Below are 25653 nucleotides of genomic sequence, written 5' to 3'. Positions count from 1 at the left end.
TTGGTTGCCGCAGCAGTGGTGGCTAACTGCGGTAGCACTTAAACGCTTGACTTATAGATGGGGGCTTTACAGCGTATTTCAAGCCTGCTCATCAATAGAAGGCGCAACCGCTGCAGGCTCCTTGCTCACCTCAACCATCGCCGGGCGCAGCAGGCGACCGTTGAGCTGATAGCCCTTCTGGTACACTTTCAGCACGCTGTTAGGCTCCAGGTCATGGCTTTCCTGCATGGACATGGCCTGGTGATGTTCAGCGTTGAACGGTTCGCCGCCGGTTGGATCGATGGCTTCCAGTTGATAACGCTTCAGGGTGTCCTGGAACATTTTCAGGGTCAGCTCGATCCCTTCGCGCATTGGGCGGATGTTTTCGTCATCCGGATTGGACAACTCGAGACCACGCTCCAGGCTGTCGATGATCGGCAGCAAGTCACCGGCGAATTTTTCCAGTGCGAACTTGTGAGCCTTCTCTACATCCTGCTCGGCACGGCGGCGGACGTTCTGCAGATCGGCGGCAACACGCAAAGACTGATCCCGCGCAGCCGCCAATTGCTCTTCGAGCACTTGCACGCGAGTTGCCAGCTCGTCGCCGACAGCCGAATTGGCGTCTGGAGTTTGCGTATCCTGCGTCTGTTCGTCAGCCATAGTTTTCTCCTTTCAAAATCATGCGCGAACTCAACTCGCGCTTCTGTTCCGGTATATGGGGCCACAATTTCCAGGTTCAAGGGCGTAGGCGTTACCAAAAGTCTTTCCCATGACCGGGATCAATTCCTGCTCTTTCATTCCTCAGCGCGCTAAAAAACACATCTATTCAAGCAAATCGAGCTAAACGCCAGGATTGTCAGCCCCGAACAAAACACTGTATAAATAACCAGACCTAAAGCCTGGGAGCGGCCGTCATGCTCGTGCACCTGTCCGTACATAACTACGCCATCGTTGAACACCTGGATCTCGAACTGGACCGAGGGATGAGCGTAATCACAGGCGAAACCGGCGCCGGCAAGTCGATCATGCTCGATGCCCTGGGCCTCACCCTGGGTGATCGCGCCGACAGCGGCGTGGTGCGCCCCGGCGCAGACAAGGCTGATATCCTGGCCACCTTCGACCTGGCCGATATTCCCGAGGCCGAAACCTGGCTGGCCGAACGCGACCTTGATAATGAAGGCCCGTGCATCCTGCGACGGGTTATCACGGCGGAGGGTCGCTCTCGCGGCTATATCAACGGTACGCCCTGCCCACTGGGCGACCTGAAAGCCCTGGGCGAGCTGCTTATCGATATCCACAGCCAGCATGAGCACCAGTCGCTCCTGAAGACCGACACCCATCGCCGCCTGCTAGATGAATACGCCGGCGCCACAGACCTTGCCCGCCAGGTGCAACTGGCCGCCCAGCGCTGGCGCCAGACTCGCCAGGAACTGGAGCGACTCTCCAACTCCGGCGATGAACAACGTGCTCGCCATCAATTGCTCAGCTATCAACTCGAAGAACTGGAGAGCCTGGGCCTGGGCGAGAACGAACTGGAGCAGCTCGAGCAGGAACACAAGAACCTCACCAACGCAGAAACCCTGCTGGGTATTTGTCGCCAGGTGGTTGAGCAATGCAGTGAAAGCGACTCGGGCAACGTGCTCAATGCACTGACTGCCAGCCTCAATCGCTTGTCGAGCGTGAACAATGCCTCCGGCTCGCTGAGCGAAGCTACGACGCTGCTCACCAGTGCACAGATTCAGGTGGAGGAAGCGGTCGGCGAACTGAATCGCTTCCTGGATCACTTCGATGCCGACCCGGCACGCCTGCAGGAAATAGAAGAACGCCTGGACACCATCTACACCCTGGCGCGCAAGCACCGAATCCAGCCCACCGAAGTGGCGACAATGCAGCAAAAGCTGCTGGATGAAATCGAGACCCTGAATGCGAATGACGAGTCCATCGAACGACTGGGCGAAGAACTCGCCTCGTTCGCTCGTCATTACCAGGAGAAAGCGCGCGAACTGAGCGACCTGCGCCAACAAGCCGCGACCGGCCTGGCCAGCGCAGTAGAGCTGGAGATCCAACGCTTGGGCATGCCGGGCGGACGCTTCACCATCGAACTGCACGCCAACACCAGCAACGAGCTGCAACCCCACGGACTGGAGCAGGTTGAACTACTGGTAAGCGCCAACCCTGGGCAGCCGCTCAAGGCGTTGGCAAAAGTGGCATCCGGCGGCGAGCTCTCGCGGATCAGCCTGGCGATCCAGGTGATTACCGCGCAAACCTCCCGGGTACCGACACTGGTATTCGACGAAGTTGACGTGGGCATTGGCGGGCCGACAGCAGAAATTGTTGGCCAACTGTTGCGACGCCTGGGGGATCGAGGCCAGGTACTGACGGTCACCCACTTACCGCAAGTGGCAGCCCAAGGTCATCAACACTTGTTTGTGCACAAGGTACGCGGCAGTGATGCGACGCACACGGCCGTGTCCAAGCTGAACAAATCCGAACGTGTGGAAGAAGTGGCGCGCATGCTCGGCGGTATTGATTTGACCAAGGAGTCGTTGGCGCACGCGAAGAAAATGGTCGTGGCAGCAAAGGCCTGAGCGAACAACATTCCTTCTTTATAGAAAGCACGAAGGCGACCCTGAGGTCGCCTTCGATCGTTTTGCAGCGTAAATCTGCAGCGCTTGTTACTTTTTCTTACGGATGTACAGGACCAGATTATGGTCAACCAGATCGAAGCCATGCTCTTCAGCAATCTTATGCTGCAACGCTTCGATTTCCGGGCTGGTGAACTCGATAACCTCGTTGGTATCCAGGTCAACCATGTGGTCGTGATGACCACCGTCAGCCAATTCGAACACTGCATGACCGCCGTCGAAATTATGACGAACCACCAGCCCAGCGGCTTCAAACTGGGTCAGCACACGGTAAACCGTGGCCAGACCAACGTCCTCATTAGACTCCATCAGCGCCTTGTAGACATCCTCGGCACTCATGTGGCGCTGCTCAGCAGAATCGAGCATTTGTAGAATCTTGACTCGTGGCAGAGTCACTTTGAGACCGGCTTTGCGTAGTTCGCTATTTTCAACCATGGTTAGCTTTCTCGCGGATGCTGCTTCGCAGCTTCTCTTAATACGGGTATGATCGGCGTTTACGTTGTCCCAGCCAAGATAGTGGAAGTCGCCCACCGATGCAAAACACCAAGCTCTTGCTAACCAGTTTCACCTTTGTGGGACTGCTCGCACTCGCCGGTTGTTCATTCCCCGGGGTTTACAAAATCGACATCCAGCAGGGCAATGTCGTCACGCAGGACATGATAGACCAGTTACGCCCCGGAATGACCCGACGGCAAGTACGGTTTATCATGGGTAATCCCCTGCTGACCGACACTTTCCATGCCGATCGCTGGGATTATCTCTACAGCCTGCAACCAGGTGGCGGTGAACGCCAGCAGGAGCGCGTCAGTGTCATCTTCAATGGCAATGACCAGCTTGTCAGCCTGTCCGGCGACTTCATGCCCGGCGTAAGCCGTGATGAAGCCCTGCTTGGCAAGGATAACGGTAACAACGTGACTGCGCCTGCGCAGGAAGGCGAGAAGCCGAAGTCCGAAGTACCGGCCAAGCCTGGCTCCTTGCTTGACAAGATCCAGAAAGACGTCGACGGGGTGGAGACAGTACCCGTCCCGACGCCGCAGCCTCTGGACACCAGCCCGCAGTAAGTGTGCGGCGCTCAACAAAAAGCCCGGCATGCCGGGCTTTTTGTTGCCTGCCATTTGGCTGGCCTATGGGTGCTGCTGCTTGGCCAGGGCCGCCTTGGCCGCGCGGAGCCGGCGCACCTCTTTCGGATCCACCAATAACGGACGGTAAATCTCAATACGGTCACCGGCCTGCACTGCGCGCACGTCGGCATCCGCAACCACCTTGCCGAATATCCCCAAAGGGCAATTCGCTAGATCCAGCTCGGGAAATCGCGCTGCAATAACGGACGCCTGCACTGCAGCACGCAGATGGGTGCCCACCGGCACCGACACCGCCAGCAACACCTGGCGATCCTCGGCGGCATACACAACTTCGATCTCAACCATGCAGTTGCTTGGCTCGCTGACAAAATGCATCCACCAGGGTATTGGCGGCCTGGTTGAACAACGGCCCCAACGTCGCCCGCACAATAGGCCCGGCATAGTCAAAAGAAAGATCCAGGCTGATTTTGCAGGCCTTATCCGTCAGCGCCTTGAACACCCATACGCCATGCAGTTGGGTAAAGGGCCCTTCCTGCAAATTCATTTCGATGGACTTACCGGGCACCAGCACATTACGCGTAACAAAATGCTGACTAAGGCCACCCTTCGCGACCCCGACACTTGCGACCATGTGGTCATCACTACCTTCCAGCACCTCGGCCGTTGAGCACCACGGCAGGAATTCCGGGTAACGCGCCACGTCGTTGACCAGGTCATAGAGCGCCTGTGCCGGATAGGGCAACAGCGCTGAACGTTGAATATGCGTCGTCATGTGTGCGTTATTTCCACAGCTGAGGCAAACATCGCGAAAAAACAGCCCGATCCGCGAAAGAAAAAATCCAGAGAACTGCCTGCATTGTCCGGGATTCATCCAACACGCTCAAGCACGCAGGTTGACCGTAGCCGACACGCTCGCAACTCCCTATAATGCCGCCCCTATGGCTAAACAAAAGAAACACCCCACAGGGACCATCGCGCAAAACAAAAAGGCGCGACACGATTACTTCATCGAACATCGGTTCGAGGCTGGTCTGGTCCTGGCCGGCTGGGAAGTAAAGAGTCTGCGTGCCAGCAAGCTGCAACTGGTCGACAGTTATGTGCTGCTCAAGGATGGCGAGGCATGGCTGCTCGGCAGTCATATCACCCCGCTGACCACCGCGAGCACCCACGTGATCGCCGACCCGGTGCGTACGCGCAAGCTGCTGCTCAATGCCCGCGAACTGGAAAAGCTCGCAGCCGCTGTACAGCAGAAGGGCTATGCCTGCGTCTGCCTGTCCTGGTATTGGAGCAAGCACCTGGTCAAGTGCGAAATTGCACTGGGCAAGGGCAAGAAGGAATACGACAAGCGTGATTCCGAGCGCGAACGTGATTCCAACCGCGAACTGCATCGCGCCGTGCGCAACAAGGGCAAGGAAGAATAATCCTTGCTGCGATGCAGCCGTGGGCGCCCCCCCTCGGCTACATCCCCTTGCGCCGCTCCGCACGCGCCACGCGCTGAACTTCCTGACGTACTTCCTCCAGCACTTCCTGCACATACAGCAGGTGACGTGTTGAAACCTCGCGCGCCTGCTCGGCGCGACCTTCGATAATCGCCAGGTACAAATCCCGATGCTGATTGATCAGCATGTCGCGGGTTTCCGTACGCTGCTGGTACATGCCACCAATGTTGGTCACCACATTTCGTTTCAGCAGGTCGAACAGACCGCGAATGGTGTGCAGCAACACGGCGTTATGACTGGCTTCGGCGATCGCCAAGTGAAACCGTGCATCGGCCGCGCCCTCTTCCGCTCGACTCACTTCATCGCAGCGGGTGTAGCAATCCTGTAGCACCTCGAACGCCGCCGTCAGCCGCTCGCGATCAACCTCCGTGGCGCGCAGCGCGGCGTAATAGGCGCAAGACGCTTCGAGGGTCTGACGAAACTCCAGCAGATCACGCTGGGCCTCGGGATTGTTCTCCAGCAGGTGCAGCAACGGATCACTGAACGTGGAGCCCAGGGACTCAGCCACATAATTGCCACCGCCTTGACGGCTGACGAGCAAACCCTTGGCCGCCAACTTCTGGATCGCCTCGCGCAAGGAAGGCCGCGACACCCCGAACTGCTCAGCCAAAGCGCGCTCGGCCGGCAAGCGCTCGCCCGACTTCAGCGTGCCCTCGAGGATCATGCCCTCAAGCTGCTCGACAATATCGTCAGACAAACGGCGCTGACGCACCTGATCAAACCCCATCACTCACTCTCCACCATCCCGACCACTCGCCGGGGCTCTATTCTGGCCTATCGCAGCGCTTGCGGCACCTATCAGAACGCCTTCCTTTCAACCGATCAGCCCCCTGCACACCGACCTACGACCAAAGTTTCGCAAGCGGCAAATTGACACGCCCCTGGCAAGGCTTTTACTCTAGCCAACAGCGATTGTAAATTGGTATTACCAATTATCCAAGCTGACCAAACAACAACAATCAGGGGCCACCCCATATGCAAACCTGGCAACAGCTCTACAGCCCGCTCGGCAGCCTCGGCCTGTCCGCACTGGCGGCCGTCATCCCGATCGTATTCTTCTTCCTGGCCCTGGCCGTGTTTCGCCTCAAAGGGCATGTGGCCGGCAGCATCACCCTGGCGCTGTCGATCCTGGTGGCGATCTTCGCCTTCCAGATGCCGGTGGACATGGCGCTGGCCGCCGCCGGTTACGGCTTTGCCTACGGCCTATGGCCTATCGCGTGGATCATCGTCGCGGCCGTGTTCCTCTACAAACTCACGGTCAAAAGCGGCCAATTCGAGATCATCCGCAGTTCGGTCCTGTCGATTACCGATGACCAACGCCTGCAAGTGCTGCTGATCGGCTTCTGCTTCGGCGCCTTCCTGGAAGGTGCGGCCGGTTTTGGCGCCCCCGTGGCCATCACCGCAGCGTTGTTGGTCGGCCTGGGCTTCAACCCGCTGTACGCCGCCGGCCTGTGCCTGATCGCCAACACCGCGCCTGTCGCATTCGGCGCCTTGGGCATCCCGATCATCGTGGCCGGGCAAGTCACCGGCATCGACGCGTTCAAGATCGGCGCCATGACCGGCCGCCAATTGCCGCTGCTGTCGCTGTTCGTGCCTTTCTGGCTGGTGTTCATGATGGACGGCTTGCGCGGCGTGCGTGAAACCTGGCCGGCCGCTCTGGTGGCAGGTTTGAGCTTTGCCATCACCCAGTACTTCACCTCCAACTTCATCGGCCCGGAACTGCCGGACATCACCTCGGCCCTGGCCAGCCTGATTTCCCTGACGCTGTTCCTGAAAGTCTGGCAGCCCAAGCGCACTGCGGGCGCACAGATAGCCGGCGCCACATCCAGCGCTGCGGTCACCGCGAGTGCGGGCGGTTTCGGCCTGCCGCGCAACACGACTGTCTCGCCCTACAGCCTGGTGCAGATTTTCAAGGCCTGGTCGCCGTTCCTGATTCTCACCGTGCTGGTCACCATCTGGACCCTCAAGCCGTTCAAGGCGATGTTCGCCGCCGGTGGCTCGATGTACAGCTGGGTGTTCAACTTTGCGATCCCGCACCTGGATCAACTGGTGATCAAGGTCGCACCGATCGTGACCAACCCCACTGCGATTCCGGCCGTGTTCAAGCTGGACCCGATTTCCGCGACCGGCACCGCGATTTTCTTCTCCGCGCTGATCTCGATGCTGGTACTGAAGATGGACATCAAGATTGGTCTTACCACTTTAAAAGAGACCTTCTACGAACTGCGCTGGCCGATCCTGTCCATCGGCATGGTGCTGGCCTTTGCCTTCGTCACCAACTACTCCGGCATGTCATCGACCATGGCGCTGGTACTGGCCGGCACCGGCGCAGCCTTTCCGTTCTTCTCGCCTTTCCTCGGCTGGCTGGGGGTTTTCCTGACAGGCTCCGACACGTCGTCCAACGCCCTGTTCAGCTCGCTGCAAGCCACCACTGCGCATCAGATCGGTGTGAACGACACCCTGCTGGTTGCCGCGAACACCAGCGGCGGCGTCACCGGCAAAATGATCTCGCCACAATCCATCGCCGTGGCCTGCGCCGCCACCGGCCTGGTGGGCAAGGAATCCGACCTGTTCCGCTTCACCCTCAAGCACAGCTTGTTCTTTGCCACCATCGTCGGGCTGATCACCCTGGCCCAGGCCTACTGGTTCACCGGTATGCTGGTGCATTGAGACCTGCATGCAATAGGGTAAGAATCGACGCCGGACAACGGTTCCGGCGTCTGCTATTTCTGGAGGACCGATGAGCCTGCCTGCTGCTTTCCTGCGCGACGCCGCACAACTGATCCCGAAAGATCGACGCTTCGACGACCCGCTTTCCACCCTCGCCTTCGGCACCGACGCCAGTTTTTACCGACTGATCCCACAGCTGGTAATCCGCGTGGAGTCGGAAGACGAAGTCGTCGCGCTGCTGCAACTGGCTCAACGCGACCACGTTCCAGTCACCTTCCGTGCCGCTGGCACCAGCCTGTCCGGGCAAGCCATCAGCGACTCGGTGCTGATCGTACTGGGGGACAACTGGAATGGCCGCGAAATTCGCGGCCAAGGCACACAAATCCGCCTGCAGCCCGGCGTGATCGGCGCCCAGGCCAACGCGTGGCTGGCGCCGTTCGGGCGCAAGATCGGGCCGGACCCAGCGTCGATCAACGCCTGCAAAATCGGCGGCATCGTCGCCAACAACGCCAGCGGCATGTGCTGCGGCACGGCGCAGAACACCTACCACACCCTGGCCGGGATACGCCTGGTATTGGCTGACGGCAGCCGCCTGGATACCGAAGACGCAGCCAGCGTGGCGGCGTTTCGCGAACAGCACGGCGCGCTGCTTGAGCGTCTAGCGACACTGGGGCGCGAGACCCGCGCAAATACTGAACTGGCGGCAAAGATCCGCCACAAATACCGTCTGAAAAATACCACCGGGCTGTCACTCAATGCCTTGGTGGATTTCGACGACCCCCTCGATATCCTCAGCCATCTGCTGGTGGGCTCCGAGGGGACCCTCGGGTTTATCAGCGCGGTCACCTACGACACCGTGATCGATCACCCCAACAAAGCCTCGGCGTTGATTGTGTTTCCGGACGTCGAAACCTGCTGCAATGCAGTCACCGTCCTCAAGACCCAACCCGTTTCGGCCGTTGAGCTGCTGGACCGTCGCAGCATGCGCTCGGTACAGAACAAGCCGGGCATGCCCGCTTTCGTACAGCACCTATCGGAAAATGCCTGCGCCCTATTGATCGAGTCGCGTGCAGCGTCCTCGTCGTTACTGCACGAGCAACTGGCGCTGATCATGGCTTCCCTGGCCCAGTTTCCGGTCGAGAAGCAGGTCGATTTCACCGAAGACCCCGTGGAAAACGCCCGCCTGTGGGCGATCCGCAAAGACACCTTTCCCGCCGTCGGCGCCGTGCGCAAAACCGGCACCACGGTAATCATCGAGGACGTGACCTTCCCGGTCGAACAACTGGCAATCGGCGTGAATCGCTTGATCGAGCTGTTCGACAAACATCACTACGACGAAGCGATACTTTTCGGACACGCGCTGGAAGGCAATCTGCACTTCGTGTTCACCCAAGGATTCAACAGCGCGGAAGAAGTCACACGCTACCAAGCGTTCATGGACGACGTGGCACAACTGGTAGCGGTGGAATTCGGTGGTTCGCTGAAAGCCGAACACGGCACCGGCCGCAATATGGCCCCGTTCGTCGAACTGGAATGGGGCAGCGATGCCTATCAACTGATGTGGCAACTCAAGCGCCTGCTCGACCCCAACGGCATTCTCAACCCGGACGTGGTGCTCAGCGAAGACCCGCAAATCCACCTCAAGCACCTCAAGCCGCTGCCCGCCGCCGACGAGCTTGTGGATAAGTGCATCGAGTGCGGTTTCTGCGAGCCGGTGTGCCCGTCGAAAGGCCTGACTCTGAGCCCGCGCCAGCGCATCGTGATCTGGCGCGATATCCAGGCGAAAAAACGCGCTGGTATCGACACCGCTGAGCTGGAAGCCGCCTATCAGTACCAGGGCATCGACACCTGCGCCGCCACCGGGCTTTGCGCCCAGCGCTGCCCTGTAGGAATCAATACCGGCGACCTGGTGAAAAAGCTGCGCAGCCGCGATGCTGACCGTACGAAAACCGCCGAATGGCTCGCCACGCATTTCGCCACCGCGCTGCAAGGCGCGCGTTTTACACTGCATGTGGCCAACGGCGCACGCATGCTGCTGGGCGCCCCGCGCCTGGCGAGGCTATCGGCCGGCGTGACCAGGCTGTCCAAGGGGCAGATTCCGCAGTGGACCAACGCCATGCCGCAGCCGGAGAAAGCCATTCGCTTCAGCCCGGCGGTGACGGACGAGCGACCCCGGGTGGTCTACCTGGCGGCCTGCGTCTCACTCGCCATGGGCCCGGCGGCGGGCGATAAAGAGCAGATGTCGCTGTACGACAAAACCCGCAACCTGTTGGAAAAAGCCGGTTACCAAGTCGTGTTCCCCGACAATCAGGACAGCTTGTGCTGCGGCCAGCCGTTCGCCTCCAAAGGCTACGCCGAACAGGCCGAACACAAGCGCCAGGAACTGATCGGCGCACTGCTCCACGCCAGCCGTGGCGGGCTCGACCCGATCTACTGCGACACCAGCCCCTGCACCCTGCGCCTGGTACAGGACCTGGGCGAAACGCGCCTGGATCTTTACGACCCCGTACGATTTATCCGCACGCACCTGATGGACCGCCTCGACTTCACCCCCCAGGAAGCCCCCATCGCGGTGCATGTCACCTGCAGCACCCAGCACCTGGGCGAGAGCCAGGCCCTGATCGACCTCGCTCGCCGCTGCTCCAACACCGTGGTGATCCCGGAAGGCATTCATTGCTGCGGGTTCGCCGGCGACAAGGGCTTCACCACACCGGAACTCAACGCCCACTCACTGCGCACCCTCAAGGATGCGGTGCAATATTGCAGCGAAGGCATCTCCACCAGCCGCACCTGTGAGATCGGCCTGAGCCAGCATGGCGGCATCGACTATCACGGCTTGGTCTACCTGGTGGACCGCGTCACCCAGGCCCGCGCTCACTGAGCCTGCAAAAAAAACAGAACCCCTGCGCGCCGGCGTAGTCATCTGCATAGGCCTCGCCAAGCGAGGTTTATCAGTGATGTCGCTGGCAGCGGTTGAACGCCAGCAGCGTCGAGCCCTTTTGCGCAAGGAGATACCCTATGAAGCGTTCCGCTCTTGCTGGCTTGTTCATTACCGCTGCGATGCTGGCCTCCCCCGTGTTCGCGGCGGGCGAGCCCGATCTGTGCAAAATCAATCTGGACAAAATCAACAACGGTAAAGCGCTGCTCACCACCGACACCAGTGGTAAAAGCGGCGAGATAGACACCGCCGTCTCCCAGGCCAAGGCGGCCCACGCCGCGGGTGATGACAAAAAGTGCATCGAGATCACCTCGAAGGCGCTGCAAGACCTGCAGAACAGCGAAAAAGGCGGCCAATAGGCAGCGCCATAGCGGAAGACCAACCTTCGGGTTGGCCTTCCGCGAGTGTTTGGCGTACACTGCATAGGCTTGTCACTCACTAAGAAACAACGAGTTACAAGCACGGGGCCGTTTAGGATTCGACGCCGGTCGCGAAACTTTAGGTGCATGCCGAGTTGGTAACAGAACTCGTAAATCCACTGTTGCAACTTCTTATAGTTGCCAATGACGAAAACTACGGCCAGGAATTCGCTCTCGCTGCGTAAGCAGCCTTAGCCCTGAGCTTCTGGTACCTTCGGGTCCAGCAATCACCAGGGGATGTCTGTAAACCCAAAGTGATTGTCATATAGAACAGAATCGCCGTGCAGTACGTTGTGGACGAAGCGGCTAAAACTTACACAACTCGCCCAAAGCACCCTGCCCTTCGGGTCGCTGAGGGTTAACTTAATAGAAACGGCTACGCATGTAGTACCGACAGCGGAGTACTGGCGGACGGGGGTTCAAATCCCCCCGGCTCCACCAACTCAACATCTAAAGACGTTCACGGACGTCTTTTTTTGTGCCTGAAATTCAGTGAATACAAGGGCTTAGCGTCCTAGAGCATCCGTCAACGTCCGAGACCATCTACGATTTCGTGTATTCCAAGTGGTATTCCAGGCTCTCACCTGCTATTTTTTGGAATACATAAATAGCACTGGAATACACCATGGGGGCCCAAGCCACGCGCCTTTCAGACGTAAAAGTGAAAGCCGCAAAAACCAAGGAAAAGGACTATATCCTCACGGATGGCAACGGCCTTCAGATGCGAGTGAGAATTAATGGCTCTAAGCTATGGAATTTCAACTACATCCATCCCGAGACGAAAAAGCGGATAAATATGGGATTGGGTACCTTTCCTGAGATCAGCCTGGCTCAAGCACGCAAGAGAACGGTGGAAGCGAGAGAGCTCGTTGCCCAAGGGCTGGACCCTAAAGAGAAACGCGACGCCGAGCGGCACGCAAAAAAAGCAGCAACGGAACACACCTTCGAAAATATCTCGACAGAGTGGTTCAAGCTCAAAAAGGATTCAGTCACTCCAGCTTATGCCGAGGATATTTGGCGCTCCCTCACGCTGCACGTTTTCCCTAACCTGGGCACGACCCCAATATCAGCTATCAGCGCTCCTAAGGTCATCACTTTGCTTCGCCCCCTTGAAGCGAAGGGCAGTCTCGAAACTGTTAAACGCTTAACCCAGCGACTCAATGAAATCATGACCTACGGTGTCAACTCGGGATTGATTCACGCGAACCCGCTGACCGGAATCCGTTCTGTCTTCAAAAAACCCAAAAAGACAAACATGGCGGCCCTTGCGCCCGATGAGCTGAAGGAGCTCATGGTTACAATTGCCAACGCCAGCATCAAAAGAACTACGCGCTGCCTGATTGAGTGGCAACTTCACACCATGACTCGGCCAGCCGAGGCGGCCACATCGCGCTGGGATGATATCGACTTCGAGAAGAAGATCTGGACGATACCGGCTGAGCGCATGAAGAAACGTCGAATACACATTATTCCGCTCACAGAGCAGGCTTTGGCGATTCTAGAAGTTATGAAACCCTACAGTGGGTATCGAGAGTACGTGTTCCCGGCAGACCGAGACCCTCGCACCCACTGCAACAGCCAGACTGCCAACATGGCTCTAAAGCGAATGGGCTTCGAAGGGCGCCTGGTAAGTCATGGCATGCGATCAATGGCTAGTACCATCCTCAACGAGCATGGCTGGGACCCGGAGTTGATCGAGGTAGCACTTGCCCACGTCGATAAAGATGAGGTGCGTAGTGCTTATAACCGAGCAGAGTACATCGACCGCAGACGCCCGATGATGGCCTGGTGGAGCGACCATATCCAGGAAGCCGCTACCGGCAACCTTTCTGTGTCAGCTATCCGAGAAAATAGAGATAAAAAAGTCGTTTCGATTCGATGATCCAAGGGCAGCTCTTGCCCCATAGCTGGCGCTCGAATCAAGCGGCTAGAGATCACCGATATTGAAGGTATCGGCCGAACTGTAGCTCGTGTGCAAAGCTATATGACTGCACAAGAGCATCGTCCAAAAAGACGATTTGCGTCAGGCAACTTGGAGGGGTTTCAAAGCCTTCGCGAAGCTCAAAGCTGAGTGCTTAAGGCGAACATGCAGAGGAATTAACTGATAAGCCCTCCACACCGCGCTTGCGAAGGGCTCTAGAAGGCTCAGCGACGATGGTAGATGATTTTCGAATCACCCATGAGGTCGTCCACGCTCACCAGTGGAACGGACGAACGAACGCGACCAGAGCTGGTCTGGCTACGTCCTGTGGAGATCTGGGATCTGGTCAGATACCCGTCACCACCCTTTTTGCCTGTCGGCTTACCAGTCTGATGACATGAGGATTTCATGGATTCGCTCCGGGGTTGGGTTGGCGTCGCAGAGATTGGCTTTCCTGCGAAACGCTCCGCCAGCCGTTTTCTTTCGGGCTGTACACTGGCCATTATCGGACACCTCTACCAAGAGGGTCGTTCCGTCCGACGAAATGCTTTCCCAGCGCTGAATACTACCGACTGTAGAAAAGCGCCAATCCAAGCCTAAATCTTCGATGGACGACAGACCATTCAGTAAATCTATTACTGATTGATAGCGTGTATTGGGATCAAATTTCAAGCATTTCTTGATGATGGACTTGAGCTTTTTCGGAATATGCCGAGGCAGCTGCGACAAATCTGGGTAGGTTTCGCGGCGCAGAGCACCCGCCAATTCAGCACCATTTCCGAATGCACGTCGTTGATTCTCAAGAGAGTCCAAGCCAGCCAGCAAACGGTACAGGGTCAAGCCGACCTGGTAGATATCTGCACTATTATTGAAGTCACGCGTGTGAGCACTCTCAGGCGGCAGATGGTAGCGGTAGGTCGCCTCAGGCGTAGCGAATCCATCCTCGTCCATGATCTTGGCGAAGCCGAAGTCAGAAAGTAAGGCCTCATCACTGTCGGAGATTAAGATGTTGTCAGGCTTGATATCGAAGTGGAGCAACCCTTTGGAATGGATGTTGTTCAGCCCGCTGAGGAAATGCATCGAGTAGCGGATGAGTTGCCTGCAGGTAAGCCCCTGTGCTTCAGCGACTTGGTGCAGCGATCCTTTCCGGTAGTAGGGCATGGCCATGTAGATGTGCTGCGCGTCCTTGCAGGCGTAGAGTACCTGCACCACATACGGATGCGTGCTTTTGTAGAGCAATTGAGCTTCAAGCAGGTACCGCTCTTCATTGAATCCGTCAGTCTTGACCTGCTTTATCACGAGCTCAGCATTCAGGTGCTCGTCATGGACTACGTACACCTCGGAATTCTCACCATTCTCGCCAATACGCTGCTTCCTCTGGAAAGAAACTTGGGCCGCCTGGTATGGAATGATCATTTGGCGGCTCCTATGGCTACGAGAATGGCCTCTCGAACAGCCTGTGCTTTCCCTTCCGGCCAGCCTTCCACGCCCTCAAGCTCAGTCTCGCATTTCACGATCGAGTTAAACTGATCAGAGGTGATACCCAGCCGTGCGCTGATACTTGTCTTTCGACCCACGAAATAGTTTTTGATATTGCTGCTCGCAAACGACTCCATGAACACGGCCTCCAGGTAAAACCGGTCAGCGTCTTGGTTCTGCGCATTGCCCTCTGCGACCCGAATGCCCGCCGCGTCGACTTGGTACTCCCGGAGGATATCGAGAAGGTTGTGGCGAGCGAATTTGAGCTGCTCTGGCTTGTTCAAGATCTGTGGAATGATCAAGGATTCGACGTTCAAAATTTGCTTGGCTTCATCGTCGTAGATGACAAACGTTGCCTTTTTGGGTTCTGCGCGGATTCCAAGTGATCGCATGGCGTTCCCTGCGGGTGATGGCGGTTTCTGGAATGCATCTCCGGCCCCACACTAGCATCAGACTGCCAGCTATCACCATCCCCCGAAAGTAGCCCCCGGTGCAGCAATGCCGGGTACTGTGAGACGACCTAGATGTGTGGTGACGTTTCGCGGATATCCCAGCCCACCGCTTCAAGTTACCTGACTGCCCTCCAGCGTATATAGTTGCTCAGACGGCGGCTCAGCCTCCTGCCTTGGGTGGGTCTGGATTCACTATTTACGGGCCAATCCAACGTGTCCACTAGGAGTGCCTTTGCACTTCTTAGATAGTCTTTACCCAATTGGCCAGAAGTGATCATTCAGGCTGAGCTTCTTTTGAAACGATTTGGGCTTGGCCGTCAACACGTCCGTGTATTGCCGCTTGGGTGCAATTGCTATCTATCGCATCGACGCCCCATGCATCTGAAGCTCCCAGCTTCTTACCGTACGTGAAATCGAGACAGGTTCAGTTTTGGTCACGCTCAGCGATACAAATACGTGCCCCTCGATATTTTCTTCCAGTCAGGCCGGGAGACGTGGGAAGGCGCGAAAAGGCAACTGCGATGCATCGCTTGCCGCAACATCACGATCAAAGTCCGCACGCGTATAATCACGTGGGTAATAAGAGAAGCTTTTCAGGTAGAAATATGCGTCCGCATCCATGTAGCGCTTAGACAGTTCCAAGCTTGCGGCCTCAGCCGACTTTGCGTCGAAATCATGGCTGAGATGAATCATTGATATTCCGCTGTCGTTCGCGCTACTTGGGTCGACCGGCGCGGCACCGCTCCTCGACCATTCACGTAAAAGAATGTCCGCAGTTTTCGGTGGGCCATAGGCCACGACCGGGCCAACCGAGACGCCGGTAATCGAATCCTTGTGATCATCGAGAAACGAACGCGTTTCTTCTAAAGTCTTGGTCGTTTCCCCGGCATAAAGCAAGACATTGACCTTGGCGGCGATGCCGTGATCGCTACATGCCTTGAGCAAAATAGACGCTCGCTCTAAGTAGCGATCCGGATTGGGCGATTTGCGCATGTTCAGGATTTGCGTCGGCGATGCTGTTTCAAGCCCGAGATCGAGTACCTTCATACCTGCCTCAGCGAGACAGGCGATCGTTTCAGGCGTGAGCGCATCGACGCGGCTTTCCGTCCGCCACTGGACATTGAGGCCCGCTGCCCGAAAGGCATTCGCTAGGCCTGTTCCCCATTTCTCATTAGGCGCGAACATCGATGACTGGAAATAGGGTCGGATCTTGCTGTCACCATACTGGGTAGCGACCGCTGCAAATGCACTGACAATCTGCTCCGGCGCACGTAGTTTCTCAAGCCGGATATCTCGCTCCTCGCAGAAGGCGCAGCCCATTCCGCACCCGCGCGACGCCTCGATACTCGGTTGATAGCGCTCGAAACCTGATATCAAGGGATGCTTAAGGACGAAATCTGGTGTTGGCGCAGGCAGGCGGCGCAAGTCCGGCGAGCTGGTGAGGAGGCTTGCTATAAGCGGTTCTGCCAGCCCTGGGACGAGCAGGTTCGCCTCGGGCAGTTTCGCATGCAACCAGTCAGGATCCGGCCCAACTACCCAACGTCCCCCAACAATGATTCTGGCGTCTGGATCAACGCTACGCACTAGCCGGCAAAAAGTCTGCGCCCACGGAAGAGCATAGAAGCTGGGGATGGATAGCATTATTGGCAACCGAGACGGAAATACGCCGTTGTCGAGCAGTACGCCAAGCACCTCGGCGGGTTCGCTGTGCTCGCCATGCAACAGCAGGGTCTCGGTCCCCATGGCATCCAGGATCGTTGCCAGCGATAATGCACCGTAGTTGAGATATAGCTGCCGGCGCGCAAGCATATGATCGCGCTTCTTCGGCGACAGCATACCAGCAGATACGAATGCAACCGTATTCGAACGCTTCATTAATTACCACTTCCTTGTGTTTGAGCAGAAAGGACGCATATGCCATTTATAAGTATCGAGGGCATCGACGGCAGCGGGAAGACCGAGCAGGTTAAGCTACTTGTTGAGCATCTGAGAAACGCCGGTCAATCGGTGCTACAGACAAAGGAACCGGATGGTGGACAATTGGGTGCGGAAGTGCGGGCGATCCTGACACGACCCGACCGCCGACTCGATCCCGTAGAGCAGCTCTTGCTGGTGAGCGCTGCTCGATTTGATCACGTACAGAGTATTATCCGGCCAGCATTAGCGAATGGCCAGTGGGTCATCTCCGATCGCTTCATCGATTCGACTTACGCGTTTCAGGTTTCGGTATCCGATGTCGACCTGCACCAGTTGTTCCGGTCGACCCGCGACATCGTCGTGGGATCCACACTCCCCGATCTGACGATCATCCTCGACCTTCCGATCGAGGTCGCAAGGAATCGGCGGGGCCAGCGTCACGACGGCGTTGCCGACCCGGCGGAAGCGACGCGGGATTTCGCGGCCATCCGAGACGCGCTACTAACGGTGGCACTTGAAAACCCGAGACGCTGTCATCTCATCGACGCGGACCAGTCGCCAAGTGCGGTTGCGCGCGATATCTGGCAATTGGTCGAACCTCTGCTGCTTGACTCTCCGGCAAAGCACTAAGCGGTCGTGGCACGTCGCCTCAGATCTACTAATACCCGGAACACTTCATGAATCCGCAAACCCGCAATCTGCTCATCCAGCGCGTGATTGACTCGCTTGGCATCTTGGCACCTGGCTCTATTTTCGAGCGTTTTGGGGTCATCCTGATTGAGCAAATGAACGATATCAGATTGGTGCAGCGCGGCTCCTCAGTAAGTGGCAGCCCCGTCGGGGGAGCGCTGGATGCCGTGTCCGAAGATGGCAGGATCGTCGTCGAGGCGTCGATCGTGAAGGGTTATTTTTCGGGCGCAATGAAAAAGCCTTGGAGCGATCTCGATCACACTCTCGCGCTGGCGCCATTGGCCGAAGACATCTATCTGTTGAGTTCGCAGCGCGCAGAAACTGGCGTAATCGAAGCGATGGTAAATGCGGCCCTCCAGCAGGAGCGCATGGTCGGGCGACGCCTCCACCTGATGGACAGCCGCGCTATCGCCGAGGCCATCGTTGACACGCTTATGCTACGTGACGACGCGATCGACGACCTGGCCCATCATCTACCCGTCCTGGCCGAGATCCGCGATGACCACCCCGCGTCATTGAAAGCTCCGCCGCTGAGCGCGCTTTATGTTAAGAATGAGGCGATTGACGCAAAACTGGACCGGCTCCTAGAAACAGCGCCCTGTGTCGAGATCGGCGGCATTGGCGGCATTGGCAAGTCACAAGCCGCAGCCGCCTGTCTGTTGCGAAGCGAACGCCGTTTCGAATACAGGTTCTGGGTCAGCGGTCGCGACATCGACAGTGTCGAACGACTCTCGTCGGTTCCGGTCCAGCGCGGCGGTGCCGAGCGTAACGTCAGTGCCCTGCTGTTCAGGAGCCGCACATTCCTAGTCGTAGACGATGCAAACCCGAGCCTCGTGGTCGAACAGTTAGCCGCATTATGTGGACCGGACTCTCGGATTCTTATCACACGGCAAAACCCGTCACCTGGAGCGTTCGCTATGCCTACTATGAATGAGTTACAGGCTCGCGAATTGCTTGGTAAGGGGCTTGATACCCAGCCGTCTATGGAGGAGTTCCAGACGATCTGGCGCGCAGTCGGCGGTCATCCTTTGAGCTTGGTGATGCTTAATGCCGCTGCGCACGGGGGCGTGTCGTGGAACGAACTCGCCGAGGACTGCGCTAATGTCGCTAATCTTCCAATTGACGGCGCACGACTCGCTGACCGTATTCTCGGACGGCTGAAACCGACACTAGGGGAGGAGCTGTGCCTGTTCCAGTGGGCAGGCCAGAGCCACTGCGATCGCGCGTTCTTCAAGTACGTTGTCGGAACGTTGCGCTTGAGAGCATTCGAACGTCATGGACTGACGGCGCCCGAGAGCGAAGCGTCGATCCGCATCCACGATATCGTCTTTACGGCCCTGAACTCATTGAATTGGCTAACCGACGAGAAGGCGCGACAAATTGACGCTAAGCTCGAGGCGTTCATTCTCCAGCAGATCCGCGAGGACGGACACGGCCTACAACTGATCGCATCGCAGTTGAAGGGCAAGATCGCCAGCAATGTCGAGAATGGTGATCGACGTCCGGCCTTCCTATACGCCTTGTCGATGGTCTGGATGGGTAGCGCCATTAAGATCCATTTGCTGCCCAACCCACTGGAAGAAGCACAGCGGCTCAAGTCGTTGGGCGCGGCCAACAACGACGTGGCCATCCTGGTGGTCCTCGAGTCGATCGAAGCAAAGGAACGCCATCTGCGGCAAACGGCAGGGAACGCGGCTGCCGTCAAATGGTTAGGAACGGTCGTGCAAGCCTATGGCGAGCTTGCAGCCATGGCAGACCTTGGTGCCCGTCAAGCCGCTGAAATCAAGCACCACCATGCAAAGACTCTACGCGGCTTGGGGAAACATGCTGAAGCCGAACGCTTGTTCGAGGAGGTGGTTGCCAGCCATTCACTGAATGACGCCAAACTTCAACTGGTAAGGTTTGCCGGTTTCAGGGATCAAAGCTATGAGACGGCTAAGCGATATGCGTCAGAGATCATCGCTGAGAAGCTGGACACCGGCAGCGTGTCTCCTTCACTGCTGATGGCACTAGGTGATGCGCTCAATGGTGCGCGTCAATCCTGGGCGGGCGACCTCATCGAACAGCATGAGGAGCTGTTTCTGTCGGAAGCGCTATACAGTGCCGCCATCGGTATACCGCAAGGCTATCACTCTGTCGCGAGCTTCGTCCGTGCGATGGTCTGGCACGCACCGGAGCGGGTCGAAAGCGTACTGGCACGCCTGCCCGAACCAACACCGTTGATGCTGGACGATGACCAGAGCCGCGGTTCCTATGCGGAGATCATGCTGCTCGCAGCGGGCGTCGACGACAAACCTGTTTACCTGAACCGTGCTCTAGAAGCTTTTGAAACGCTGAAAGCGCCGGCTCCCTATCAGAAGCGCAAATGGGGCGAGACGCTTTATAAACTTGGTCGATACGCGGAGGCAGAGACTATCCTCGAGACGATCAAAGACAGGAGCGGCCGGATCTGGTTGGCTCATAATCTGTCACAGGTGAAACTCGAGCTGGGTAAGTTCGAGGAAGCTATTGCTCTCATTAATGAGTCCATTGCGGGGGCGATCGGCGTGAACAAAAAATACCGCAGCAGCTTCCTATTGCAGCGCGTCAAGGTGAAGATCAAGCTAAAACAGGATCCAGCCGGAGATATCGCCGAGGGCCATCGATACACAACCAACGCGGGCCTTCTCGATCAGTTTTCCGCGTTCTGACCTAGGAGTGCCGATTTTTGTGTAACCAGGGTTGAACTCAGTTCAGGGAATAGGTACTTCGAACTGGATGCTATAACGAGTGACCACGCTGCGCTTACCGCCGCCATTGATAGGCGTGGTGTCGCAGAACGCAGGGAGGGGAGCGTCCGGGCGTGACGCAACTCAGGCATTAGCTATAGATGAGATTGAGCCAAAGCAGGCCAGACTGCTGCAGATCAATGAATGGCTCAGCCAAGCAGTGATCCGCATCACCCCGTTCGAAATGCATCCCGACAACGGAAACTGAGCCAGCTTAGACAGAACAGCCGCCCCATGTGGCGGCTTGTTTAGGCGGGGCTCTGCGAGACAGGCCTCGGTTCGAGGCCCCTATCCTTTACTGCGCTGCCCCCTCTTCCTCGGCCGTGGTTCCGCACCACTCACAGCTGTCACCGAAGGACTCGTCGTAGGCTCCCTGGCTGACAATTTGAGTATCCTCCTTGGCCAGGACGTCCTGCTCGACACATTCATTACATAGGGTCACGGTGGGGTATTGTTCAGCGGCACTGTCGGACTGCATATCCCCAAAGACGGTACAGGTTTTCATGGGTATAGCTCCTAGATTGTGGTGACCCAGTCTAATCACATTTGCGGCTTCGAGAGCTCCGGACTTTGCGAGTCTGTTGTAATCCGTCCGCTACCTTCTGCCGGCTAGACATCACTAGCGAGTCTTGCACCAAAAGATTAGGCGAACGACCGCTTTTGGCCAAGGCTGTATAAAAGTCTTTCCGGCAGATACAGCGCTCAAAAACGGATTAACTATCGTCCTCCTGCACAAAGTCCAGGTTTGGGACTAACCGAACGCTCAAAGATTTAACGTAGAGGCGCGGGCTTCAAAATAGCGCTGCTTTTTTAATAGTCAGGGCCGACTTCTGCCGGCCGCCGATGGTTGCGCTGAGTCTTTACTGCCGTAAATGACCAAATTATTCATCACAAGCGCGTATTCGATTCGAAAAAATCTCAACCACACATCACCGCTTTGACATCCCACCATGGAGCTTCGAACCATGTCATTGCAGTGCCCTCGCTGTCATTCCCTCAAAGTCTCATCTTTCCATCACGCAATGAAAATCGGCGCAGCCATTGGCACCCTAGGTGGCGCTGCTCGTGGCGCCAGCGCCGCACTTGCTGGCTATCAGGCAGGGGCACTAGTCGGCGCTGTCGCTGGGCCTATCGGCATCACCCTCGGCTCGGTATCAGGCGCAATCCTCGGTGGCCTGGCCGGCAGTGTCAGCGGCTGTGCGCTCGGCGCTCAACTGGGTGACTCGCTAGATCGTCACGTACTCGCCCACAACCTCTGCTTGCTCTGTGACCACCGCTTCAACCTACCGGCCTAAACCATTTCACCTCACTCATTTATCACATCCGGAGAGTGCTGCGCGATGCGCAGCATTTATGCCGGCTTGCACTCTAAGGAATCGTCAACATGGCTCACCAAATCGAACACATGGCTTACATCGGCGCGACTCCTTGGCATGGCCTGGGCAGTCGCCTGACCGAAAAACAACCACTGGAAGTCTGGCAACGTGAGGCCGGGATGGACTGGCAGATTCAGGAAAGCTCGGTGCATTTCAAAGCGGACGCTATCGGTCATTTGGGCAGCATTCACTCCTTCCCAGAACAGAAGGTGCTGTTTCGTTCTGACAACAAAGCCCCGCTGTCTGTTGTGTCTCAGCGCTACCAAGTGGTCCAACCGCGTGAGGTCTTGGAATTTTACCGAGATCTGACCGAACGTTCTGGTTATGAACTGGAAACCGCTGGAGTATTGAAAGGCGGTCGCAAACTCTGGGCGCTTGCACGCACAGGGCAATCGACCGCGCTCAAAGGAAATGACGTAGTGAATGGCTACTTGCTGCTGGCCACCTCCTGCGACGGAACACTCGCCACCACCGCAACGCCGACCACCATTCGCGTGGTCTGCAACAACACTCTGACGATTGCCATCAATGGCGCCAGTCAGGCGATCAAGGTGCCACACAGCACACGCTTCAATCCTCGTGCCGTCAAACAGCAACTGGGTATCACCGTTTCGCAATGGGACGACTTCATGTACCGCATGCGCACACTCGCCGCCCGCCCCGTAAAAGACCATGAGGCCAAGGCGTATCTGCGCAGTGTGTTATGTGAAGTACAGACCGTTAAGCCTGAGCACAAAGGTCTCTCGAATGAACGCACCTTAAACAAAGTACTGAGCCTGTATGAAGGACATGGCCGAGGCGCCGAGTTGGAAGCGGCCAAGGGCACCGCCTGGGGTTTGCTCAACTCAGTCACCGAGTATGTCGATCACGAGCGCAGGGCACGCAGCAGTGAGTACCGCATGGACACCGCATGGTTTGGCCAGGGTGCGGTCATCAAACAGCGCGCCCTCGACTCAGCTCTTCGATTGGTTGCTTAACGCTGCTCTCCACCACCGCTGCTTGAGCTCTTTCCGCTCAAGCAGCTCTATACCTGTAGGAAATCGCGATGAATGTAATACGTTTTATAGGTCTACTTTTTGTGTTTTTCGGAATACTGGCAAGCTGTGTCTTGGCAGTTTTGCTTGTGTTCATCCTGGCGCGCTTTTGGCCCCTGCTGATCGCGGTGGTGGTCTCATGCGTAATATTTGAAGTTATAGCCAGAAAGGCCGGAGACCTGGCACCTGCAAAATTAGTCTGAGGGCTTAGCGACAAGCAACTCATCCAGCCGACTCATTAGCTCCACACGTCCCAACTCATGAAGCTTATGAAACTTGACCAGCAACTCTGCCTCATCATCCTCAACGGCATAAAAAAATGCTGCCGGTACGTTGAGCACCTTGCTCAAACGCTCGACAAAGTCAGGAGCTGGAACCCGCTTTCCCAGCTCATAGCGATTCATGCGAGTACTCGCAGACATCTCATCCAAACCAGCATCCAAACCTAACCGCTCCTGCGATAAGCCTGCCTGCACGCGGGCCTGCTTTATGCGCTTTCCCAAGACTGACATGCACACAACCCATTTAATAAAACGGCATCGTGATTGCTTGTCTTTCGCCCGATACTACCGTTTTGGTAGTATCGGGATGAGCCTCGCCCCCAGCGAGTCCCTGAGACGAGGAAAAACCCTCGGATGTGCATCAAGACTTCACTCATTTTTAGCTTTGCAAGGAAGGCCCTCATGAAACGCTTAACGCTTGTCCTATTCCCTTTTTTGATGATTCTTGGCAGCGCGGTACACGCTCAAGACGATGTAGCAGCGTGCTCTCTAATTCGGATAGATCAGTACTATGGGTTGAAAGAATGGGATTGCCGCGTTCCAAACACCCCGGTCCGAATTAGCAACATCTACACGGACAAGGAGGGTCAGAAGCGTGTAGAGAGCATCAGCAGCCAGCAAAATGCTATGTGTGATGATCAGGGAGTTTGTTCAAATTCGGGAAATTTTGCGGGAAATGCGCCAGCAGGAAGTTATCACTACACCTTCGGCTGGTATTTGGGAACGGATACTCAAGGTAATCCAGTGTCGTATAAAAGTGGAACAGGGCCGGGATTTGGCGGAAAACAATTCGCAGCCGCTGAAGATTCTAAAGATACTAGATCGTCAAAAACTCTTCCCGATGTGGTTTGCATGCCGACTGCCAGCTTTAACTGCTCAATTAATGAAAAAGAAATAGATGATGAAGATTTACCTAAATACCTTCCGATAGTAGAAGAGCGAGACATCGAAAAGGCTGGCGGAAGCTGCCAAAGCATCCCGTTGTGCTACGATAAACGCATGAAACTTCTGGGACTAAACAAGAAATACTTTAAGTAGATCAGTTTTAAAAACACACGACCTCCCAGGGCATAATTTCGCGTTATATGTGCTGGGTGGGCGTGAAAGGTAAAGCTTGAGAAGTATGAGAGATGCAGACAATCCGGGGATGATCGCTGTATTAACAAGAGTTAAGTTGTCCGAGATTTTCATTTAGATTCGCCCAGACCACCTGTGCACAGATGCGATGCAAGGTTGGGCGAGTGAACAAGGGCTATGAACCCTGCAGCTCCAACCAGAAAATTGTTGATAAGGTAACTTGCCGGGCGCTTACGGATTGACAACATCTGCCTCACGATAAGGCTCATCGGGCAGCTGTCTGCTAGGACTCACCCGGCGCTATGACCAAGGCCCTGCCAAACAGGTTGCTCAGATCCGACGGAAAAACCTCTTCATGGCAAGCCGCAAGCTCCCCTAACGACCACCACCTAACCTCACATACCGCTTCGCGCTCCCGGTCACTCCATTGGGCGCAAGAGCACTGCTCGGTACCTGTGTGCACCGTAAAGTAATTTTCGACCGCAAGCACATGCTCGCCATCAGGCATCTGCCACAGAAACTCCCTGTGTGCGATGCGGCGACCTACGAAGGGTACCTCAATGCCAGTCTCCTCGTAGAGTTCACGTACCGCCGCCGCTTCAAACGACTCTTCATCCTTGAGCTTTCCGCCGGGCGTCGCCCAATAGCTCATGCCCGCCAAAACACCAGCCTGATACTGAATCTTAAAAAGCAGCAGTCGATTTCTTGGGCTGATCACCAATAAACGAGCGGCTAAACGCTTTCGCGGCATATTTCTCCGCTCCGTGGATGACAACTAACCAATGACGCCCAATACTTCGCTGCCCTGCATCCTACGAACTTCCATCACATAATCAGCGATGTTGGGAACGGCATAATCGACAACTAGCTCGACAACATCCTTCACGGGCTTGCCAGAACGCTTCACCGGATAATCCGCAATTTTGCAGAAGACGTCCGTGCCGCGACGATGGGGCATGGGCCAGGTATTGCCGGAGTTCATGTGGCACAGCCAGATGGTTTCGGCATATGCCGGGATGAAGGTCGACGAGTCGAGCGTCAAGACATCATGTTCCAGCTTTCGATAATCGCGAGCTCCGAGCAAACCGTGGAGGCGCTTTTCCTCGGCCCAGAAGAAAACTTTGCCGTTTATCAACTCATACCACTGGCGTGGTGTTGTTCCACCCGTAAGCGCTCTAACCAACCGGTCTTCAGGCATGGGTTTCTGATCACGAAGAACAATGTTGGAGGGGTCGCCTGCCTTCACATCCATCTTCTGTCCACGATGCTCACTCTCATATCGGGCGCGCTCACCTTCTCCCACTGCGAGGTGATCCAGAACTGCAGTGGCACTCATCAATCCGCGTTTGCGAATACTGTCCCAAGCGCCACGTTCGGCCATGTGATAAACCCGAGGGTAAAGTTCGATCAGCTTGTCCAGATCCAT

25 protein-coding genes and 1 other RNA gene are annotated in these 25653 nt (G+C 56.5%); 14 read left to right on the top strand and 12 right to left on the bottom strand.

All coding sequences use genetic code 11. The features are described from left to right. Positions 1-78: 78 nt before the first annotated feature. Positions 79-639 carry a nucleotide exchange factor GrpE gene (grpE, locus tag BM026_RS19255; RefSeq protein WP_092248360.1) on the bottom strand — a complete coding sequence of 187 codons (561 nt, stop codon included), beginning with the start codon at positions 637-639 and terminating at the stop codon, positions 79-81. A gap of 254 nt (positions 640-893) precedes the next feature. On the opposite strand from grpE, the gene recN reads away from it, so the two are divergent. Continuing rightward, on the top strand, positions 894-2567 hold the full coding sequence (recN, locus tag BM026_RS19250; RefSeq protein WP_071489988.1) for a DNA repair protein RecN: 1674 nt from the start codon (positions 894-896) through the stop codon (positions 2565-2567). An 87-nt stretch (positions 2568-2654) separates the two neighbouring features. On the opposite strand, the gene fur is transcribed toward recN, so the two are convergent. Continuing rightward, positions 2655-3059 (bottom strand): ferric iron uptake transcriptional regulator, encoded by a 405-nt coding sequence (fur, locus tag BM026_RS19245; RefSeq protein ID WP_003194220.1) that lies wholly within the window; start codon positions 3057-3059, stop codon positions 2655-2657. A 98-nt stretch (positions 3060-3157) separates the two neighbouring features. Here fur and BM026_RS19240 point away from each other — a divergent pair, with 98 nt between their 5' ends. Further along, on the top strand, positions 3158-3685 hold the full coding sequence (locus BM026_RS19240; protein WP_071489987.1) for an outer membrane protein assembly factor BamE: 528 nt from the start codon (positions 3158-3160) through the stop codon (positions 3683-3685). A gap of 63 nt (positions 3686-3748) precedes the next feature. Here BM026_RS19240 and BM026_RS19235 read toward each other — a convergent pair whose 3' ends face one another. Beyond that, entirely contained in the window at positions 3749-4051 is a 303-nt protein-coding gene (locus BM026_RS19235; RefSeq protein WP_093529755.1) for an RnfH family protein, read from the bottom strand. Then, positions 4044-4478 carry a type II toxin-antitoxin system RatA family toxin gene (locus tag BM026_RS19230; RefSeq protein ID WP_093125917.1) on the bottom strand — a complete coding sequence of 145 codons (435 nt, stop codon included), beginning with the start codon at positions 4476-4478 and terminating at the stop codon, positions 4044-4046. Before BM026_RS19230 ends, BM026_RS19235 begins: the two co-directional genes overlap by 8 nt. Before the next feature lie 166 nt (positions 4479-4644). On the opposite strand from BM026_RS19230, the gene smpB reads away from it, so the two are divergent. Then, positions 4645-5127, top strand: coding sequence for an SsrA-binding protein SmpB (gene smpB / locus BM026_RS19225; protein WP_058427663.1), 483 nt, complete (start codon positions 4645-4647; stop codon positions 5125-5127). A 37-nt stretch (positions 5128-5164) separates the two neighbouring features. Here the strand turns inward: smpB and BM026_RS19220 are convergent, their stop codons facing one another. Then, a complete protein-coding gene (locus BM026_RS19220) occupies positions 5165-5932 on the bottom strand; it encodes a GntR family transcriptional regulator (RefSeq protein WP_093529753.1) in 768 nt (255 codons plus the stop codon). Between the two features lie 248 nt (positions 5933-6180). Here BM026_RS19220 and BM026_RS19215 point away from each other — a divergent pair, with 248 nt between their 5' ends. From BM026_RS19215 to BM026_RS19195, 5 genes are all read left to right on the top strand, one after another. Further along, on the top strand, positions 6181-7875 hold the full coding sequence (locus tag BM026_RS19215) for a lactate permease LctP family transporter (RefSeq protein ID WP_093529751.1): 1695 nt from the start codon (positions 6181-6183) through the stop codon (positions 7873-7875). Positions 7876-7945: 70 nt separating this feature from the next. After that, positions 7946-10756 carry an FAD-binding and (Fe-S)-binding domain-containing protein gene (locus tag BM026_RS19210; RefSeq protein ID WP_093529749.1) on the top strand — a complete coding sequence of 937 codons (2811 nt, stop codon included), beginning with the start codon at positions 7946-7948 and terminating at the stop codon, positions 10754-10756. A 137-nt stretch (positions 10757-10893) separates the two neighbouring features. Further along, a complete protein-coding gene (locus tag BM026_RS19205; protein WP_093529747.1) occupies positions 10894-11172 on the top strand; it encodes a hypothetical protein in 279 nt (92 codons plus the stop codon). A gap of 104 nt (positions 11173-11276) precedes the next feature. Further along, positions 11277-11673: a transfer-messenger RNA gene (gene ssrA / locus BM026_RS19200) on the top strand. A gap of 184 nt (positions 11674-11857) precedes the next feature. After that, positions 11858-13114: an integrase domain-containing protein gene (locus tag BM026_RS19195; RefSeq protein ID WP_093529745.1), complete on the top strand. Its 1257-nt coding sequence runs from the start codon at positions 11858-11860 to the stop codon at positions 13112-13114. A gap of 420 nt (positions 13115-13534) precedes the next feature. On the opposite strand, the gene BM026_RS19190 is transcribed toward BM026_RS19195, so the two are convergent. From BM026_RS19190 to BM026_RS19180, 3 genes are all read right to left on the bottom strand, one after another. Then, positions 13535-14569: a serine/threonine-protein kinase gene (locus tag BM026_RS19190; RefSeq protein ID WP_093529743.1), complete on the bottom strand. Its 1035-nt coding sequence runs from the start codon at positions 14567-14569 to the stop codon at positions 13535-13537. Continuing rightward, positions 14566-15024, bottom strand: coding sequence for a hypothetical protein (locus tag BM026_RS19185; RefSeq protein ID WP_093529741.1), 459 nt, complete (start codon positions 15022-15024; stop codon positions 14566-14568). The genes BM026_RS19190 and BM026_RS19185 overlap by 4 nt, the downstream gene beginning before the upstream one ends. A 540-nt stretch (positions 15025-15564) precedes the next feature. Continuing rightward, positions 15565-16959 (bottom strand): B12-binding domain-containing radical SAM protein, encoded by a 1395-nt coding sequence (locus BM026_RS19180; RefSeq protein ID WP_093529739.1) that lies wholly within the window; start codon positions 16957-16959, stop codon positions 15565-15567. 39 nt (positions 16960-16998) lie between these two features. Between BM026_RS19180 and tmk the strand changes: the two genes are divergently transcribed. The 3 genes from tmk to BM026_RS19165 all read left to right on the top strand — a co-directional run bounded on the left by tmk (position 16999) and on the right by BM026_RS19165 (position 20667). After that, a complete protein-coding gene (tmk, locus tag BM026_RS19175) occupies positions 16999-17631 on the top strand; it encodes a dTMP kinase (RefSeq protein ID WP_093529737.1) in 633 nt (210 codons plus the stop codon). A gap of 47 nt (positions 17632-17678) precedes the next feature. After that, entirely contained in the window at positions 17679-20381 is a 2703-nt protein-coding gene (locus tag BM026_RS19170) for a tetratricopeptide repeat protein (RefSeq protein WP_093529735.1), read from the top strand. A 79-nt stretch (positions 20382-20460) separates the two neighbouring features. Then, complete coding sequence (locus BM026_RS19165; RefSeq protein WP_256575530.1) at positions 20461-20667, top strand: portal protein; 207 nt, start codon at positions 20461-20463, stop codon at positions 20665-20667. 87 nt (positions 20668-20754) lie between these two features. Here BM026_RS19165 and BM026_RS19160 read toward each other — a convergent pair whose 3' ends face one another. Then, entirely contained in the window at positions 20755-20964 is a 210-nt protein-coding gene (locus BM026_RS19160) for a hypothetical protein (protein ID WP_093529733.1), read from the bottom strand. A gap of 460 nt (positions 20965-21424) precedes the next feature. Between BM026_RS19160 and BM026_RS19155 the strand changes: the two genes are divergently transcribed. Further along, on the top strand, positions 21425-21754 hold the full coding sequence (locus tag BM026_RS19155; protein ID WP_093529731.1) for a hypothetical protein: 330 nt from the start codon (positions 21425-21427) through the stop codon (positions 21752-21754). 89 nt (positions 21755-21843) lie between these two features. Continuing rightward, positions 21844-22812 carry a DUF932 domain-containing protein gene (locus BM026_RS19150; protein ID WP_093529729.1) on the top strand — a complete coding sequence of 323 codons (969 nt, stop codon included), beginning with the start codon at positions 21844-21846 and terminating at the stop codon, positions 22810-22812. A 251-nt stretch (positions 22813-23063) separates the two neighbouring features. Here the strand turns inward: BM026_RS19150 and BM026_RS19140 are convergent, their stop codons facing one another. Then, on the bottom strand, positions 23064-23381 hold the full coding sequence (locus tag BM026_RS19140; protein WP_093529725.1) for a helix-turn-helix domain-containing protein: 318 nt from the start codon (positions 23379-23381) through the stop codon (positions 23064-23066). Between the two features lie 171 nt (positions 23382-23552). On the opposite strand from BM026_RS19140, the gene BM026_RS28975 reads away from it, so the two are divergent. Then, positions 23553-24188 carry a hypothetical protein gene (locus BM026_RS28975; protein ID WP_139217562.1) on the top strand — a complete coding sequence of 212 codons (636 nt, stop codon included), beginning with the start codon at positions 23553-23555 and terminating at the stop codon, positions 24186-24188. Positions 24189-24510: 322 nt separating this feature from the next. On the opposite strand, the gene BM026_RS19130 is transcribed toward BM026_RS28975, so the two are convergent. Together BM026_RS19130 and BM026_RS19125 are read right to left on the bottom strand one after the other, a co-directional pair. Beyond that, complete coding sequence (locus BM026_RS19130; protein WP_093529721.1) at positions 24511-24978, bottom strand: NUDIX hydrolase; 468 nt, start codon at positions 24976-24978, stop codon at positions 24511-24513. 24 nt (positions 24979-25002) lie between these two features. Further along, positions 25003-25653, bottom strand: coding sequence for a DUF7002 family protein (locus BM026_RS19125; RefSeq protein ID WP_093529719.1), 651 nt, complete (start codon positions 25651-25653; stop codon positions 25003-25005).

It is taken from the genome of Pseudomonas sp. NFPP24, from assembly GCF_900112095.1.
GTDB lineage: Bacteria > Pseudomonadota > Gammaproteobacteria > Pseudomonadales > Pseudomonadaceae > Aquipseudomonas > Aquipseudomonas extremorientalis.
Note: the sequence above shows the minus strand (reverse complement) of the source record. Positions and strands in the feature narration are given on the sequence as shown.